This window comes from Deinococcus humi (assembly GCF_014201875.1).
Taxonomy (GTDB): Bacteria; Deinococcota; Deinococci; order Deinococcales; family Deinococcaceae; genus Deinococcus; species Deinococcus humi.
In genome coordinates, this window is sequence record NZ_JACHFL010000001.1 from 675,706 (window position 1) to 690,503 (window position 14,798).

At 65.6% G+C, this 14,798-nt stretch carries 16 protein-coding genes; 4 read left to right on the plus strand and 12 right to left on the minus strand.

Annotated features, from left to right (window positions below; genetic code table 11):
* The first annotated feature begins 33 nt into the window (after window positions 1-33).
* A complete protein-coding gene (locus HNQ08_RS03390) occupies window positions 34-408 on the plus strand; it encodes a CoA-binding protein (RefSeq protein WP_425321331.1) in 375 nt (124 codons plus the stop codon).
* A 106-nt stretch (window positions 409-514) separates the two neighbouring features.
* Window positions 515-1,213, plus strand: coding sequence for a hypothetical protein (locus HNQ08_RS03395; RefSeq protein WP_184127657.1), 699 nt, complete (start codon window positions 515-517; stop codon window positions 1,211-1,213).
* A 135-nt stretch (window positions 1,214-1,348) separates the two neighbouring features.
* Here the strand turns inward: HNQ08_RS03395 and HNQ08_RS03400 are convergent, their stop codons facing one another.
* Window positions 1,349-2,425 (minus strand): bifunctional nicotinamide-nucleotide adenylyltransferase/Nudix hydroxylase, encoded by a 1,077-nt coding sequence (locus tag HNQ08_RS03400; RefSeq protein WP_184127658.1) that lies wholly within the window; start codon window positions 2,423-2,425, stop codon window positions 1,349-1,351.
* Window positions 2,426-2,523: 98 nt separating this feature from the next.
* On the opposite strand from HNQ08_RS03400, the gene HNQ08_RS03405 reads away from it, so the two are divergent.
* A complete protein-coding gene (locus HNQ08_RS03405) occupies window positions 2,524-3,021 on the plus strand; it encodes a YbjN domain-containing protein (protein ID WP_184127659.1) in 498 nt (165 codons plus the stop codon).
* An 87-nt stretch (window positions 3,022-3,108) separates the two neighbouring features.
* Here HNQ08_RS03405 and HNQ08_RS03410 read toward each other — a convergent pair whose 3' ends face one another.
* Together HNQ08_RS03410 and HNQ08_RS03415 are read right to left on the minus strand one after the other, a co-directional pair.
* Entirely contained in the window at window positions 3,109-3,579 is a 471-nt protein-coding gene (locus HNQ08_RS03410; protein WP_184127660.1) for a type III secretion system chaperone family protein, read from the minus strand.
* 403 nt (window positions 3,580-3,982) lie between these two features.
* The gene (locus tag HNQ08_RS03415) at window positions 3,983-4,984 is read right to left on the minus strand and encodes an MBL fold metallo-hydrolase (RefSeq protein WP_184127661.1); all 1,002 of its coding nucleotides are present in this window, start codon (window positions 4,982-4,984) and stop codon (window positions 3,983-3,985) included.
* Window positions 4,985-5,047: 63 nt separating this feature from the next.
* On the opposite strand from HNQ08_RS03415, the gene HNQ08_RS03420 reads away from it, so the two are divergent.
* Complete coding sequence (locus HNQ08_RS03420) at window positions 5,048-7,444, plus strand: glycoside hydrolase family 31 protein (protein WP_184127662.1); 2,397 nt, start codon at window positions 5,048-5,050, stop codon at window positions 7,442-7,444.
* 151 nt (window positions 7,445-7,595) lie between these two features.
* On the opposite strand, the gene HNQ08_RS03425 is transcribed toward HNQ08_RS03420, so the two are convergent.
* From HNQ08_RS03425 to ccsA, 9 genes are all read right to left on the minus strand, one after another.
* Window positions 7,596-8,078: a GNAT family N-acetyltransferase gene (locus tag HNQ08_RS03425; protein WP_184127663.1), complete on the minus strand. Its 483-nt coding sequence runs from the start codon at window positions 8,076-8,078 to the stop codon at window positions 7,596-7,598.
* A gap of 9 nt (window positions 8,079-8,087) precedes the next feature.
* The gene (locus HNQ08_RS03430) at window positions 8,088-8,651 is read right to left on the minus strand and encodes a Rieske 2Fe-2S domain-containing protein (RefSeq protein ID WP_184127664.1); all 564 of its coding nucleotides are present in this window, start codon (window positions 8,649-8,651) and stop codon (window positions 8,088-8,090) included.
* Window positions 8,652-8,721: 70 nt separating this feature from the next.
* Window positions 8,722-9,762, minus strand: coding sequence for a c-type cytochrome (locus HNQ08_RS03435; RefSeq protein ID WP_221283948.1), 1,041 nt, complete (start codon window positions 9,760-9,762; stop codon window positions 8,722-8,724).
* Window positions 9,762-10,280: a cytochrome c-type biogenesis protein gene (locus HNQ08_RS03440; RefSeq protein ID WP_229789658.1), complete on the minus strand. Its 519-nt coding sequence runs from the start codon at window positions 10,278-10,280 to the stop codon at window positions 9,762-9,764. Before HNQ08_RS03440 ends, HNQ08_RS03435 begins: the two co-directional genes overlap by 1 nt.
* A complete protein-coding gene (locus HNQ08_RS03445; RefSeq protein WP_184127666.1) occupies window positions 10,277-10,855 on the minus strand; it encodes a TlpA family protein disulfide reductase in 579 nt (192 codons plus the stop codon). Before HNQ08_RS03445 ends, HNQ08_RS03440 begins: the two co-directional genes overlap by 4 nt.
* A gap of 43 nt (window positions 10,856-10,898) precedes the next feature.
* Window positions 10,899-12,881, minus strand: coding sequence for a heme lyase CcmF/NrfE family subunit (locus HNQ08_RS03450; RefSeq protein ID WP_184127667.1), 1,983 nt, complete (start codon window positions 12,879-12,881; stop codon window positions 10,899-10,901).
* Between the two features lie 148 nt (window positions 12,882-13,029).
* Entirely contained in the window at window positions 13,030-13,494 is a 465-nt protein-coding gene (ccmE, locus tag HNQ08_RS03455) for a cytochrome c maturation protein CcmE (RefSeq protein WP_184127668.1), read from the minus strand.
* Entirely contained in the window at window positions 13,491-13,619 is a 129-nt protein-coding gene (ccmD, locus tag HNQ08_RS03460) for a heme exporter protein CcmD (protein ID WP_184127669.1), read from the minus strand. The genes ccmE and ccmD overlap by 4 nt, the downstream gene beginning before the upstream one ends.
* On the minus strand, window positions 13,612-14,361 hold the full coding sequence (ccsA, locus tag HNQ08_RS03465; RefSeq protein ID WP_184127670.1) for a cytochrome c biogenesis protein CcsA: 750 nt from the start codon (window positions 14,359-14,361) through the stop codon (window positions 13,612-13,614). The genes ccmD and ccsA overlap by 8 nt, the downstream gene beginning before the upstream one ends.
* Between the last annotated feature and the right edge of the window lie 437 nt (window positions 14,362-14,798).

Genomic DNA, 14,798 nt, shown 5'->3' on the forward strand with positions numbered 1-14,798 from the left:
CCGGACCTCGTCCGCGTCCTGACCCAGAATAAGATGATTGCCGTGGTGGGCTTTCACCATGACAGCATGAAACCTGCCTTCTACGTTCCGGAATACATGCACCGCCAGGGCTATACGGTGATTCCCGTCAATCCTTCGCTGGCAGCGCGGGGCGAGAGCTATTTCGGGCACAAGGCGGTGGCGACGCTGGCTGAGATCACGACTCCGGTGGACATTGTGGACATCTTTCGCCGCAGCGACCGGGTACCGGACCACCTGGACGACATCCTGGCGATGAATCCACTGCCCAAAGTCGTGTGGCTGCAACTGGGCATCCGCAACGACGGCGTGGCCCACAAATTGAATGCGCGCGGCATCGACGTGGTGCAGGACCGCTGCCTGCTGGCCGATCACCGCGCCCTGCTGTAGCTGCACTTCGGAGAGGATTCATCAGGATCGTTCCGGTCAGCATCACAGATGCTGGCCGTTTTGCATTTACGGCAATCCGCCTGAAACGGTCCTCCTACACTTTGGTATGGGCTTTACCTTCGTGTTTCTGTTGCTGCCCCTTCTGTTGCTGATCGCTCTGGCCCTCTGTGCCGGATCATTGCTCGGACTGATTTTCTGGCGTTCTACACGCGGGCGCAGGGGCAGCCTTGCTCTGACTTTCACAGCCGCTCTTTTCCCCATCGTCGCCATCCTTGTCACTGGTTTCCTCTTCGTCTCCTCTTGGATGTTTACTGAGGGTCAGGACTGGGAGAGGGGCAGCATGGATACGTTCAAGACCCCGCTTGGCGGCGGATATTTCGCTACCAGCTTCGATTTAGTAGACGCTCCGGCCTTCTTAGACCCGGCCCCTGGCGCGGCCACCCCGCCAAGGATCGTGGCCTTCGGCTGCTGGCATCGCCAGCCCTTCCTGAGGCTGCACGAACACTCACCGTATGTCCAGGTGCAGGTCACGAGGCGACAATTGTTAACCTTTTCGTCAGAGGCTCAATTGAGATCCTCTCTGGCGCTGCCCAATGGACAGCGCCTGCCCTGGACTGATCGCGCTGGGTTCGAAGACACCCCCTGCATGCCGCAGGCACCAATCGGGTTCAAAGGGGTCAGTTTCACCATCTGGACGCTTCTTTCCCTGTGTACGCTGGGGGCTAGTCTGGGCCTGGGCGTTTGGTTTTGGCGGGTGCGTACTTCTCCGGTCATCTGGCCAGAACGATCTGAGTCGAGCTGGTGAAGACGCTTTCGAGACTGATTTCGATGCTGGCCAGGACGATTCTAATGACTACTCCCCGAAGCACAGCCAAAGTCAGGAGAAGAGCTCAGGAGGTATTTGCGCCCCCTCTCCATCTCCCCTTGCCACGAGCTGCGTCTAGCCCCGCATCAGGAAGTTTTCGATGATCGCGTGGTGGTCCTCAAAGAACAGCTCAGGGTGCGCCATCGCGTCACCCAGCGGCAGCCAGAGTGCCTCGGCAGCGTCACTGCCGCCCTGCAGCAGCGGCAACTGACCGATGCCCAGATCGAAGTGGAAGGCGTGGGTCACGGTACGCCCGCGCAGGCTGCGTTCCGGGTAATCGAAGACGGCGCTGCCCCGCATGGCAGCAGGCAAGTCCACGCCCGCGCCCAGGCCAGTTTCCTGATGGGTCTTGCGCACGGCGCAGTCCAGCAGGGTCTCCGTTTGTTCCAGAAAACCGCCGGGCATGGCCAGCCGTCCCTTGCCCGGCATGCCGCCCCGGCGCACCAGCAGCACATGGCCGCTGCGGGTGACCACCGCGTCGGCAGTCACGAACACCGGTGGAAAGGGCGCGTCTGCCCAGGCCGCACGGTACTCGCGCAGGTGGTCATATTCGGCGCGCAGTTCGGCGTACTCGGGTGTGGAGTGAAAACGCTCCAGAAAAGCGTGAACCGCGGGTGGAACCATGCCGCGTACCTCTGGGAGGCGACCCTCAAAGTACGCCCGGCGCACGTCGGTGGCGCTCAGCGGGCTGACCACATGGCTGGGAATAAACTCCCAGGCCGGAAACGAACGCAGGTAATAGCTGCTCTCGTCCTTGACGTGGCCGATCAACGCCACATCGGTGCTGCCACGCGTGAACTGCTGCACGCCACGCTGCACTTCCGAGAGCCACAGCGCCTCGTTGTAGTAGTAGTCGCGGACATGCACGAACAGCAGCCGGGCCCGGGCGATCCCGGCCTCCAGCAGCATGGCAGTAATCACCTCCTGGCGCTCCTCGGCAGTAAAGGGATTCTTGGGATTGCGCGCCGCGCGGGCCGATCCGATCACCACGATCAGCTTCTGCACGCTGTTCAACGCTTCGAGCATCACCAGCAGATGAGCCGCGTGCGGTGGCTCAAAGCGACCGATGTACACCCCGAAGGTGCGTTTTCGCCTTGTGGGAGACAAAGTCGGCGCTGGATAGGCGACGGCAGGCGTGCTGGGGGGATACATGGACCTCATCTTCAGGAGATCGAGGATGAAGAATATGTGATAGCCGTATGGTCCACAGATCTTGCACAGGACGGATCAGAAACCCGTATTGTGATGCTATGAACAAAAAAATGATGCTGGCTGGTCTGCTGCTCCTGAGTCTTACTGACGCAGCCCTGGCGGGCGGGGCGGGCGCACCCGTCACTGGAACGAATGCTCAGGTGCAGGCAGCCACCCCCGACGCTGTTGCCGCCGCTCTGCGGGCAGCCGGATACAAGGTCACCGTGAACCCCACAGACCCCGATAGCGACCCCAGCCTGACAGTCAACGCGGGCGACTACGAGATTGACGTCTGGCTCAGCGGCTGCCAGAAAAACGTCTGCTCGCGGGTCACGGCCAGTTCCTACTGGGACTACAGCGATGACGAGGATATGCTGGACACCGAGCTGATCAACGACTGGAACGGCAATTATTACACCCAGGCCTACGTCTACGAGGGCGCATACTACCTGGACAGCACCATGCCGATCCGAGGTGGCTACACCAGGGCCGCGCTGAACGCCTGGATGGTGGACTACCTGGAAGATGTGGCGGCTTTTGAGGAAGAGCTGCCCTGAAGTGACGTTGCCACAGGAAGCCGCCGGGAGCATGAACGCCCGGCGGCTCTTGTATCTCCTGAATATTTCCGACCCGACTTTCTGTCCTCAGGCGCTCAGCCCTTTGCTGCCGTGCAAGGTACGTTCCATTGCGTCAGTCACTTCCGCCTCGAAGCGGCGCAGGTGTTCGCGCAGACGGTCCATCTCGGTCACGCCCAGGTCCGGCAGCCACAGCACGCTGCGGCCCAGCACCGCGAAGGCCAGTGGAGCGTCCCCGTCCGGCTCGCCGTCTTCCTCGTCGGGCTCCACCGGATCCAGGTTCAGGCTGCCGTAATCCAGACCCTGATTGAGCAGGTTCATGCCCATCAGGATCTCAGGCAGGCTGTCTTCTTCTACGTACAGGTCAAGGTCCAGATGCAGGCGCACGATCACGCCGCCCTGGTGGTCTGCATCGGCAAATAGGGCCACTCTGGAGTCGCCGTGCTGGATGAGCGCTCCGTCATCCACCGCTTCGACGGTCAAACCGCTGGCCTGCAGCGCAGACACGATCCGCTGCAATTCGGACTGGGGGGCCGTCATGCCCGGAAGTATAGAGCGTGGTTGCTGGCGCAACCGGAAGCCTTCGCCCTTTGCCTTGGCATCGTTATTCCCGTCGTCGCCAACCTCGTGCAGCAGGGGCAGAGATAAGAGCGTGTAGACACTGTCGTCATCGGATTGCCCAAAGCTCTGTCACAGGGACGCCATAGGCTTAAAAAGACCTAGTACGGGCCGCAGACACGGTCACTGTTCCGGTCCAGGCCGATAACCTTAGAGTCCCGCCAGATCAGCCGATGTGCGTTTCGCCCTCAGGCACAGCACAGACTTAGCACGCGGCAACGCTAGGAAGCCAATCTCACCTTCTATCTGCATTACAGCAGTGAAAGGGTGAACAGCTCGAATCAGGTGACCGTGAAGGTGATGAGGCCAACGACCCCGTCATGTGTCAGGCGTGGTAGATCCATCTGCCGTCCTCCTCCTGCCAGGTGCGGTAAAGCTGGCCCAGCAGCCGCAGGTGTTCGGCGTGGGCCAGCGTCTCGGCCAGGGCAAAGCGGCGTCCGCTGACGTTCAAGTCGCGGTTGAACATCGCCAGCGACAGGTCATAGGCGCTGCGGGGCTCCCGGCCCGCCTCGGCCTTGATGAAATCCAGTCGCTCATGGTGGTGGCCCCTGAGTTCGCGGGCGCGAGCCTGCACGCCGGTCATGACCGGGCCGTGGTGGCCCACGACGGCCTGCGCGGGATTCAGGGCCTCGAGCTTGCCCAGCGTTTGCAGGTAATCGCCCAGCGGATCGGGGCGGGTGTAGGCGTACAAGCCGACGTTTGGGCTGATGCGCGGCAGGATGGCGTCACCGGCGATCAGCATGCCGCCTTCCGCGTTCCACAGGCCCAGATGTCCGTCAGCATGGCCGGGCAGCCACAGCACCTCCCAGTCGCGTCCGGTCAGCGTGACATTCTGGCCCTCGCGCAGCGGCGTGACGTGCTGCGCGGGCTGCACCCGGTCCCGGCCCCGCCGGTTGTCCGCGCCCATGCTTTCCAGCGACTCCTGCGGCAAGCCATGATCGCGCATGTGCTTCAAGTGCCCCGGCAGCCACTCCTCCCACAGGTGCCAGTAGCGCTCGCCGCGCCCGATCTCCACGTCCAGCATCTGCACGTCCGCGCCGGACCGGGCCTCTACCACGCCGGCCAGCCCGTAGTGGTCCGGGTGGTGGTGGGTAATGATGGCCCGTTCCACGTCACCCCAGCCTAGGCCCAGTTCGCTCAGGCCCGCCGCAATGGCCGTCTGGGCCTCGGGCGTGTCGAGCGCGGTGTCGACCATAGTCACCGGGCCACCATCTTCCGGCTTATCGAGCAGCACAGTTACGGTCTTCATGGGGTAGGGAATCGGCACTTGCAGGGCGTGCAAGGTGCCCACCACAGGCGTCAGCACCGGAGCATCGGAAGCGGTCATGCCCGGCAGGCTAGCACCCGTTTCAAGTCCTCAGCGGGGCGGCGTGACGCTAGGCTATAAACGATGAGACTAGGCCAGTTCGTGACGGAAGGCGGCGTACAGGTCCGCGTGTGGGGCGAAACTGACGTGCTGGTGGTCAGCACGCCGATACCAGGGGTGTTGCGGGTGAGGCTAGCGCCACAGGCACGGGCCAACGGCCTGGGCTTCCCACGCCTGACCGAAAAACGCAGCTTCGCCCTGCACCCCGATCTGCCCGAACCTGAGCGCCTGAGCGTACAGGAGGACGGCGAGACCTTGCAGATCAGCGGCGGCGGCCTGACCCTGCAGCTGAACCGCAGCAGCGGCGCGTGGCGGGTGACCGGGGGCCAGGATGGGGGGCCGGAGCGCGAGCTGGCAAGCGTGCTGGACTGGAGTGGCGACGCGCCCACCGCCCGCCCCGCCATGACCGCCGAGCGTTTCAACCTGCGCCGCAGCCGCCTGAGCGTGGCGGCCCCCGAGGGCGCGGCCTACCTGGGCTTCGGCGAGCGCGTGGGGCCGCTGGACAAACGCGGCATGCAGCTCACGTTCTGGAACACCGACTGCTATCCGCACCACACCGACACCGATCCGCTGTACATCAGCGTGCCGTTTACCACGGTGGTGCAGGGTGGCCTGGCCCACGGCATCTTTGTGGACGAGACGTGGCGCATGACGGCGGACGTGGCCCGCACAAATCCGTACGCGCTGGACTTCGCCTCTGCCGGGCCGGAACTGGACGTGTACGTGCTGGCCGGCCCGCGCCCAGCCGACGTGCTGCGCCGCTTTGCGGACCTGACCGGCCACGCCCCGATGCCCCCGTTGTGGGCGCTGGGCGCCGCGCAGAGCCGCTGGGGCTACCGCACCGCAGACGATCTGCGGGCCGTGATCGCGGGCTACCGCGAACGCAACCTGCCGCTGGACAGTGTGTACATCGACATCGAGTACATGGACGCTTTCAAGGTCTGGACGGTCAACCGCGCGGGCTTTCCGGATCTCAAGGCGTTCGTGAAAGAGGCGGCCAAAGAAGGCGTCAAGCTGGTGCCGATCATCGACCCGGGCATCAAGCTGGAAGCGGGCTACGACGTGTACGAGGAGGCCCTGAAAAACGATTACCTGGTCCGCACCGCGCGCGGCGATGTGCTGGTGGGCGAGGTCTGGCCCGATCCGGCCGTGTTCCCCGACTTCACCCGTCCCGAGGTGGTGGCGTGGTGGGCGGGGCGGCACAAGCTGTTCACCGACGCCGGCATTCAGGGCCAGTGGAACGACATGAACGAACCTGCCTGCTTCTCGCTGGCGCAGCCCAGGGAAACGGAGGGCAAAACCCTGCCCTACGATGCGCTGCACGGTTCGCGCAGTCATCTGGAGATGCACAACGCCTACGCCAATCCCATGAGTCAGGCCAGCCGCGCCGGGTACGCCAAGTACAGCCCCGAGATTCGCCCGTGGATCATCTCGCGGGCCGGTTACGCGGGCATCCAGCGGCACGCGACCGTGTGGACCGGAGACAATGCCGCCACCTGGTCCCACCTGGCCCTGAGCCTGCCGATGATCGGAGGCCTGGGCCTGAGCGGGATTCCGTTTGCCGCGGCGGACGTGGGCGGCTTCGGCGGCGACACCACTGGTGAACTGCTGGCCCGCTGGTACCAGACGGCAGTGGGATACCCCTTCCTCCGCAATCACTCGGCGCAGGGCACGGTGGATCAGGAACCATGGCGTTTTGGGGAACCGTACACCAGTGTCATCCACGCCGCGCTGGAGTTGCGTTACCGCCTGCTGCCGCACCTGTACACGCTGGCCCATCTGGCGTCCCAGACGGGGCTGCCCGTCCTGAGGCCGCTGGCCCTGCATCACGCGGCCGACGAGACCGCCCTGCGTACCGACAGCCAGTACCTGCTGGGGTACGGACTGATGGTGGCCCCGGTGATGGCAGCAGGCCACCGGGGGCGGCAGGTGTATCTCCCGGCGGGACGCTGGGCCGCCGTGTTCAATCTGGCCGAGTTCGGCGCCGTCCATGACGGCCCCGCCCATGTCACCGCAGAAGCGCCGCTCCACACGCTGCCGCTGTACCTGAAGGCGGGCGAGGCCCTGCCGCTGACCGAGCCCGCCGCCCACACCACCCAGGCCCGCTGGCCGCGCGTGACCTGGCTGGCGCATCTGGGTGAAACCGGCTTCGTGGGCCAGTTGTACGAGGACGCAGGCGACGGCCCTCTGGAGGGCCGCTCCACCCGCCTGATTGGGGACCGGGAGGCCGGCAGACTAAGCATCCGGCGCGAGGCCGAGGGCGCTGCGTCCCTGCCCGAACAGCGCGAAACTCTGCATATCATCGGCCTGGAACCGGTGCGAGAGGTACAGGGGGCGGCCTCCTTCTCCTATGAGGACGGCGTCCTGCGCCTGACCCTGCCCGCTCGCTGGGAGGAAGTCACCGTGACCTGGGTGGAGTAAGAGCGTCAGCGTTCAGAACCTGCCGCTCAAGGGTGCGGTCTGTCACGAGGCTTAGGCGTCATTGTCCGGCCACTTCCGAGGAGAGTCAGGGGCTGGAAAAAGCGCGACTGAACTCCTGAGCGCACGGTGCGCCCCTGTCTCTTCGTAGACTTCAGACAGGCAGACGGTACAGCGTCACGTCGAAGCCCTTGACCGTGCGCGCTCCGACGTTCTGAAACCCGAAGTCTTCGTAGATGGCGCGTAGTTTGGGCCGCGCGGTCGCGGTGTCCAGCTTGAGCCAGGGCCGGCCCCGCTCTGCCGTTTCCCGCACGGCCTCGCGCAGCAGTAAAGCCGACAGGCCCTGACCCTGCGCCTCCGGGTGGACGGCCAGTTTGTGCAGGTACAGCGCGTCCTCCGGCGGATCGTCCGGCCAGAACAGAGGATCTGCTTCCAGCAGACACAGGCACGCCACCGCCACGTCGCCGCGCCAGGCCACGCGCCAGCAGGGGGGCGGATAGTGCCGGGCCAGGCGTTCGGGGGTCAGGCTGGACTCGGGCCACAGCGGCTCGCCGCGCGCTTTCAGATGCAGGGCAGCGGCGATCAGCACGGCCGAGGCGGCCAGATCGTCACCCGTGGTCAGCGTCACGCCGCTCATGAACGCAGTCTAGCTGTCCTGTCTCGGCGGGGGTTCAATGCCCGTCGCCCAGACCGCCCTGCCCCTCAGTTCCAGCCTGACCCGGGGCAACGGGCCATTGGCCTTGCCGAATACTGCGGCCCCGTCCTGCAGGGGATCGAATACACTGTAGTGACAGCGGCAACCCAGTTGAGGATGCTGAGCGTCTCCTGGCGGACGGTAATTAAAGGCGAAGGCCAGGACCTCCGGATCACGCACCAGATTGACGGTGCAGCCCAGGTGGGTGCAGACGCGGGAGTAGGCCACCAGATGAATGCCGCCGTGCAATTCCAGACCGCCCTCCACCGCCTGCGGCACCCGCAGCAGCACACAGGGACGGCCCGCGTAGGTGAAGTTCACGTCGGCCCATACTTCCTGCAGGTCAGTCAGAGAGGCGACGTGCTGCGCCGCCGCCGCCTGAAAGGCCGGCGATCCAGCTTTCTGCTTGCCCAGGGTGACGCGCGTGGCGTACCAGCCCATATAGCCGAACGCGCCAGCGGTGGCCGCAACAGGCAACAGCCACCATTTTTCGAGGAGGGCACGGCGGGTGGTCATCGGGCCGCGTGCCGCAGGGGGGAGAGTCTGGTGGGGAAAGGGGCTGACCACCGCCGGGAACTGCCGGCCATCACCCCTCCTTCTGCCATTTTTCCATCAGGTCCAGCAGCAGCTTCAGCTCGGCGTCCGTCAGCCTGGGGTAGGCGGGCATGGCCCCCTTGCCGTTCACCGTGATGCTCCGCAGCGCCGCGCGGCTCAGGGTGGAGTCGCGCAGGCTGGGGCCGATGCCGCCCGCACCGGAGGCGCCGTGGCACGAGGCGCAGCTTCCGGCATACAGCTTCAGCGCCGGGTCGCTCTGGTTGAGACGGGCGCGCAGGGAGGTGATCACGTCGTCGGCGTCGCGCCCGGCGGGATCGAGGGTGCGGTATCGCTCCAGCGCCTGCAACGCCTCCTGATCCTGCCCGAAGCGCGACAGCGCGAAGCCCAGCAGCAACTGGGACTCAGGCTCGTCGGGCGCGAGCTGGGCCGCGGCACGGATCAGCAGGGCCGCGCGTTCGGCGTCCTCGGCCTTGATCGGGGTGCCCGTCTGCTCGCCGCGCGTGAGCAGCAGGATACCCAGGCGACGCAGCGCTTCGGGCTGGCGCGGGTCGGTTTTCAGCGCGTTGCCGTAGGCGCTGACCGCCTGATCGTAGTTGGCCGAATCGAAGGCGGCGCGGCCCCAGGCCAGGTAATCGGCACTCCTCTCGGTGCGCTGGGCGGTGGCCTTCAGGGCAGGAAGTTTGAGCACCGCCTGCACCTTGCTCGCCTCGCCCGCCTCCAGGGAGGCCAGTTGCCAGCGCGGAATGAAGGTTACGGCCCCTGCCACCGTCAGCAGCGCGGCGACCCCCACGCCGGTCAGTGCCAGCGTGCGCGAACGGCCCGGCTGGCCAGTTCTGGCCGGCGGCGGCAGGGCGTCCAGGGCACGCAGCGTCAGCGCGGCGCGGCGTTCCAGATCGGGGCGGCGGGCCTCGTCCTCCAGACCATTCAGTTCGCCGTACAGGCGATCGCGCTCGGCCAGCAGCCGGGCGCGTTCGGGGGCATCCGGGTCTTCGGGTGCGGCGCGGCGCAGCGGCTCAAGGACCAGCCACAATGCCGCCCCGCCGATCAGGATCAACAGGAGCACACTGAGCATCACGCCCCACCACCGCCCGTGTCCCGGCGCACCTGGTCCAGGTACGCGTCGTAGGGTTCATTGTCCTGCGCGGCTTCTGCCGCAGTGCCTCCCGTGCCCCGGCGGCGCAGGAAAGTCCACAGCGCCGCGCCGCCGCCTGCCAGCGCCAGCAGCGGCCCGCCCCACAACAGCAGGTTACGCCCGGTCTTGGGTGGATCAAGCAGCACAAAGTTGCCGTAACGCTGCGAGAAGAAGGTGTAGATCTCCGAGTCGCTGCGCCCGTCGGCAATCTGCTCGCGCACCGATTCGCGCATCTTGATACTGATGTCGCTGCGCGATTCCGCGATGGATTCTCCGGTGTCGCACAGCGGACAGCGCAGGTTCTTCTGGATGGCGACGGCGCGCTGCTCCTGGGCGGGCGGCAGGGTCAGGGGGGCCGTGGTGGGGGTAGTGGCGTGGGCGAGGGACGACAGGCAAAGGCACAGCGCGACGGGCAGCAGGCCGGAGCGCAGATCCCTCTTCCCGGTTTCGACGCTCAAATCCCCTTCACCCCGATTTTCTCCAGCCCCACGTTCAGGCGCTCACGGGTCAGGCCGCCCCGGTCCATGTACCGCACGATGCCTTCCCGATCGATAAAGACCGTTTCGGGCACACCGGACACGCCGTAATTGACGCCGGTGTCGATGCCGGGGTCTTTCAGGTTGGGGTAGGCCAGCGCGTATTCCTTGATGAAATCGCGGGCATTCTGCTCCTTGGTTTCCTGAAACAGGATGCCCAGGATCGCCGCACCGTCCGCCGACTGCGCAGCGCCCAGTTCGTGGAAGAGGGGCGCTTCCTCACGGCAGGGGCCGCACCAGGACGCCCAGAAGTTCAGGATGACGGGCCGGCCCTTCAGGCTCGCCAGACTGATCGGCACGCCGTCCAGACTCTGAAGTGTGAAGGCGGGCGCAGCCTTGCCGATCAGCGGGCTGCCGGTGGTGGCATTCTTGGCCGGGCTAAGCAGCGCGTAGCCCAGCACACCCACCAGCGCCGCCGCGATCAGCGGGGGAACGGCGCGCCGCCACGCAGGCGCGGGAGTGGCTTTGGACATTTCAACTTTGGGTGTCTCAGTCATAGGTCAACTCTCAATGGTGTTTGCAGCCCCGGAGAAACTCGCGTCAGTCCGTTGCCGGAGCCAGCCCGGTGGGGGCGGCGCGCGTCTGGGGGCGTGCCGGGGTGACCAGCGTCAGACCTGCACCCAGACAGATGATCAACGTGCCCCACCAGATCCAGGACACCAGCGGACTCTCGATCAGGCGGACACTGGCCCACTGCCCTTTGGGATCGATGCTTGTGACCACCAGATAGGTGTCGCCCAGCAGGCCGTAACGCACGGCAGGCGCGGGAAACAGGGCGCCGGGAGCCTGGGTGTAGGTGTTCAGGCGGGCTTCAAAGGGTTTGCCGTCAATGGACACAGACGCGATGGCGGAGTCTCCGAAGCCCCGATTTACCTGGCGCAATCCGGTCAGCTCCAGCCGCTCGTGCAGCAGGGTAGTGGGCGCGGCGGCCCGCAGGTTCAGGGTGGCCTGGGCGTCCTGCCGGTACGCGCCGCTAAAGGCCAGGCCCAGCGCCATCACCACCAGACCGACATGGGCGGTGTACGCCCCGTAGCGGCGGGGCTGGGCCTGCAGGGTGCGCCCCAGCCCACCGGCCTGCCGCGCCGCGCGGGCGGTCAGCAGCCCCAGCCCGACGAGGTTGTAGGCCGCGAGCGCCACAGTGATCAACACGGCGGGGGCCCGAACACCGAACACAAAGGCAATCAGCGCCGCGCCCAAGCCAGAGGCCAACAGCGGTGTCAGCGCCCGCATCAGGCTCTGGCCGTTCGCACGGCGCCACGGCAGCAACGGCCCCACACCCATCAGGAGGAGCAGGCCCAGGCCCAGCGGAATGGCGAAGGCGTTGTAGAAGGCCGGCCCCACGCTGGCGTCCCGCCGTCCCTGCGCGGCCTCCACGAAGGTGGGGAACAGCGTGCCCAGCAGGACCATGAAGGCAAAGACCAGGAAGAGCCAGTTGCCCGCCAGAAATGCGCCCTCGCGGCTGACCGGGGCGGGCACCTCCGCCTCGTCGCGCAGGAACGGCGCACGCCAGGCGGCCAGACCGATGCCCACGATCAGCAAGAACGCCAGAAAACCCAGGAATACTGGCCCCACCGGGCCGCCCGCGAAGGCGTGGACGCTCTGGACGATGCCGCTGCGGTTCAGGAACGTGCCCAGCACGGTGCTGGAGTACGCCAGCACGATCAGCCAGACATTCCACGAGCGCATCAGCCCGCGCTTTTCCTGAATCTGGATGCTGTGCAGGAAGGCGGTGGTCAGCAGCCACGGGATAAAGGACGCATTTTCCACCGGATCCCAGGCCCAGTAGCCGCCCCAACCCAGCGTCTCGTAGCTCCACCAGCCCCCCGCCACGATGGCCGCGGTCAGGAACGTCCAGGCCACCAGCGTCCAGCGGCGCGTGACCACCACCCAGTGATCCGAGAGGCGGCCCGTGACCAGGGCGGCCACCGCGTAGGCGAAGGGCACGCTCAGGCCCACGAAACCCAGATACAGCAACACCGGGTGCACGGCCATCATCCAGTGGTTTTGTAGGGCCGGGTTGGGACCGCGCCCATCGGCCAGCAGGGTTGAGACGGGCGTGAACGGCGAGGCGATGGTGGCACACACGCCCACGAAGAACAGCAGGCTGACAAACATCGTGCCCAGCGCCCAGGGCCGCAGGGCGTCGCGCCGCAGCGTCAGCGACAGAATGAAGGTGAACCCCGACAGAAGCCAGGCCCACAGCAGAATGCTGCCCTCCAGCGCGCCCCACAGGCTGGTAATCTTGATCCAGGTGGGCGAGGAACGCATGGAATGTTCGGCCACGTAGCGCACCGTGAAGTCATCGTTCAGCAGCGCCACCATCAGCACCAGGATGCCCAGGGTCACCAGTGCGAAAACCGCCCACGTTGCCCGGCGCGCCGCCTCCACTACCCGGGCGTCGGCCCGAATGCCGCCCACGAAAGCCAGCGCCAGCCCTGCCAGCGTGAACGCCAGCGCGCCCAGCAGCGCCACCTGTCCCAGAGAACCCAGAGCGCTGCTGGTAAAGGAGATCAGGTTCAGCATGGTGCCCCCTTCGGAGCGGCATGGGGCTCAGGGTGTGACGGCAGCCGCGGACTCTGTTTCCTGCCACATGAGGGAAGGAGAGAACGAGCCTGAGCGCCCGACACCCCGTTCTTCGTCACAGGCCCGAAGCGACAAGCCACAGGCCGTCTCACTGCGTTTGCTGAAGCATGTCCTTCAGCTCGGTTTGCGTCTTGGGCACGTTGTATTCCTCGCTGTGCTTGACGATCAGTTCCTGCGCGTGAAAGGTATTGCCCTGAAATTCGCCGCGCACCACAACGCCCTGATTCTCCTTGAACAGGTCACTGACCGCCCCGCTGTACTGCACCGGAAAGCTGGCCCCGCCGTCCGAGACGACGAATTTCAGATCAAGGGTCTGGGGATTGTAGTCCACCGCCCGCACCAGCCCGCCGATGCGGATCGGGCGGCCTTCCAACTCGGCCCTCTGCTGCGAGTACTCGGTGGGGGTCACGAAGTACTCCAGGCTCTTGTTCAGGTTTCCGAAGGCGATAAAGCCGGTCAGGCCGACAAGCGCCACGACGCCCAGAATGACGGGCAGCGGGTTGCGGCGGCGCTGGCGGGCGCGTGGCAGCGGCGTAGGCGTGGGGGAGCTCATCGCGGCGCCTCGCCCGTCTCGTCCCGGACGGCGCGCAGCCGCGCCCACAGCCACACCAGATATCCCAGCAACAACACGAAGGTCACGGCATAGACGACGATCACGTACACGCTGTACTTATCCATGAGAGGCTCCACGGGCGCTTCCCACACTCTGACCTTGCAGGTCTTCCATCAATTCGCGCTCCTCGCGGGCTTCCTCACGGGCAGCCAGCGTGCCGCGCACGCGCAGCAGGTACAGGTACAGGAAGGTAAAGGCGACGACGGCCATCAGCAGCACCCAGCCGTAGATGGGAGCGGCATCGAAGCGCATCTTGCCCAGCAGCTTGAGGGTCTGCGTCTGGTGAACACCGCGCCACCATTCCACCGCCATGTAATTGACCGGCACGTACAGCGTGCCCACGATGCCTACGACCGCCGAGACACGGGCGCGGCGGTCGGGATCGTCGATCAGGCTGCGGATCAGCAGGTAACCCCCGTAAACCACCAGACTCAGGGCGGTGGTGGTCAGCCGTGCGTCCCAGACCCAGTACACCCCCCAGGTGGGTTTGGCCCACAGCATCCCGCCGACAATCGTAACCACCGTGAACAGCACGCCGATCTCCGCGCTCGCCAGGGCCAGCCGGTCCCAGCGCCGCTGCCGCCCAATCAGGTACAGCAGACCAAACAGGCCGGTGCCGCCGTACGCCAGGTAACTGAGCCAGGCGCTGGGCACATGCACGAACATCAGACGCACCAGCGAACCCTGGTTGATGTCCAGCGGCGCGGCCAGGCCCAACGCGATCGCCACCGCCAGGGTCACCACGGTGGCCCCACCCAGCAGCGTGGTCATGAGGTTTCCTTTTCTGATGCTGCTTTTGCTGGTCATCTTGCTCCTCATTAAAGCTAAAGACATGGACTCTGCGGGGGCTGCTCTGGCAGGTCACGGCCGGTCCGCCCAGCCCGTTTCGTTGCTCCAGAATCGCGCCTGGACCAGATTCAGACAAGTGCGAGTGTCCCCTTCTTTACTCGGCGCAGAAGGTAAAAAACGCCCTATTCTCTATAAAATCACTCGGTCTTTTCCAACTTGCCTGAAGGCGTCAATCTATGACCCAATCTATGCCCCGGCGCCGCTGTTTTGTTCTAGCCGCCTTTTCCCTGGGCCGGATCCTGGCCCGCTACCCGATCTCGCCACGGTCCGCCCCGCACCCGGCGACGTGATGGAGACGGGAGAAGGGGTGGGCGACGTGGGCCGTTGGATAATCATCGGAAATCTGAAAAAACCACCTAATGCTCGAGGCTATAAACGGGCAAGGTGTGGCCCGA

Coding starts and splice junctions, on each gene's coding strand:
- HNQ08_RS03430 (WP_184127664.1), bottom strand. CDS start 8,651: ATGACCACCCGCCGTGCCCTCCTCGAAAAATGGTGGCTGTTGCCTGTT.
- HNQ08_RS03420 (WP_184127662.1), top strand. CDS start 5,048: ATGAGACTAGGCCAGTTCGTGACGGAAGGCGGCGTACAGGTCCGCGTG.
- ccsA (WP_184127670.1), bottom strand. CDS start 14,361: ATGACCAGCAAAAGCAGCATCAGAAAAGGAAACCTCATGACCACGCTG.
- HNQ08_RS03395 (WP_184127657.1), top strand. CDS start 515: ATGGGCTTTACCTTCGTGTTTCTGTTGCTGCCCCTTCTGTTGCTGATC.
- HNQ08_RS03415 (WP_184127661.1), bottom strand. CDS start 4,984: ATGACCGCTTCCGATGCTCCGGTGCTGACGCCTGTGGTGGGCACCTTG.
- HNQ08_RS03435 (WP_221283948.1), bottom strand. CDS start 9,762: ATGCTCAGTGTGCTCCTGTTGATCCTGATCGGCGGGGCGGCATTGTGG.
- ccmE (WP_184127668.1), bottom strand. CDS start 13,494: ATGAGCTCCCCCACGCCTACGCCGCTGCCACGCGCCCGCCAGCGCCGC.
- ccmD (WP_184127669.1), bottom strand. CDS start 13,619: ATGGATAAGTACAGCGTGTACGTGATCGTCGTCTATGCCGTGACCTTC.
- HNQ08_RS03410 (WP_184127660.1), bottom strand. CDS start 3,579: ATGACGGCCCCCCAGTCCGAATTGCAGCGGATCGTGTCTGCGCTGCAG.
- HNQ08_RS03445 (WP_184127666.1), bottom strand. CDS start 10,855: ATGACTGAGACACCCAAAGTTGAAATGTCCAAAGCCACTCCCGCGCCT.
- HNQ08_RS03450 (WP_184127667.1), bottom strand. CDS start 12,881: ATGCTGAACCTGATCTCCTTTACCAGCAGCGCTCTGGGTTCTCTGGGA.
- HNQ08_RS03390 (WP_425321331.1), top strand. CDS start 34: ATGATTGCCGTGGTGGGCTTTCACCATGACAGCATGAAACCTGCCTTC.
- HNQ08_RS03400 (WP_184127658.1), bottom strand. CDS start 2,425: ATGTATCCCCCCAGCACGCCTGCCGTCGCCTATCCAGCGCCGACTTTG.
- HNQ08_RS03405 (WP_184127659.1), top strand. CDS start 2,524: ATGAACAAAAAAATGATGCTGGCTGGTCTGCTGCTCCTGAGTCTTACT.
- HNQ08_RS03425 (WP_184127663.1), bottom strand. CDS start 8,078: ATGAGCGGCGTGACGCTGACCACGGGTGACGATCTGGCCGCCTCGGCC.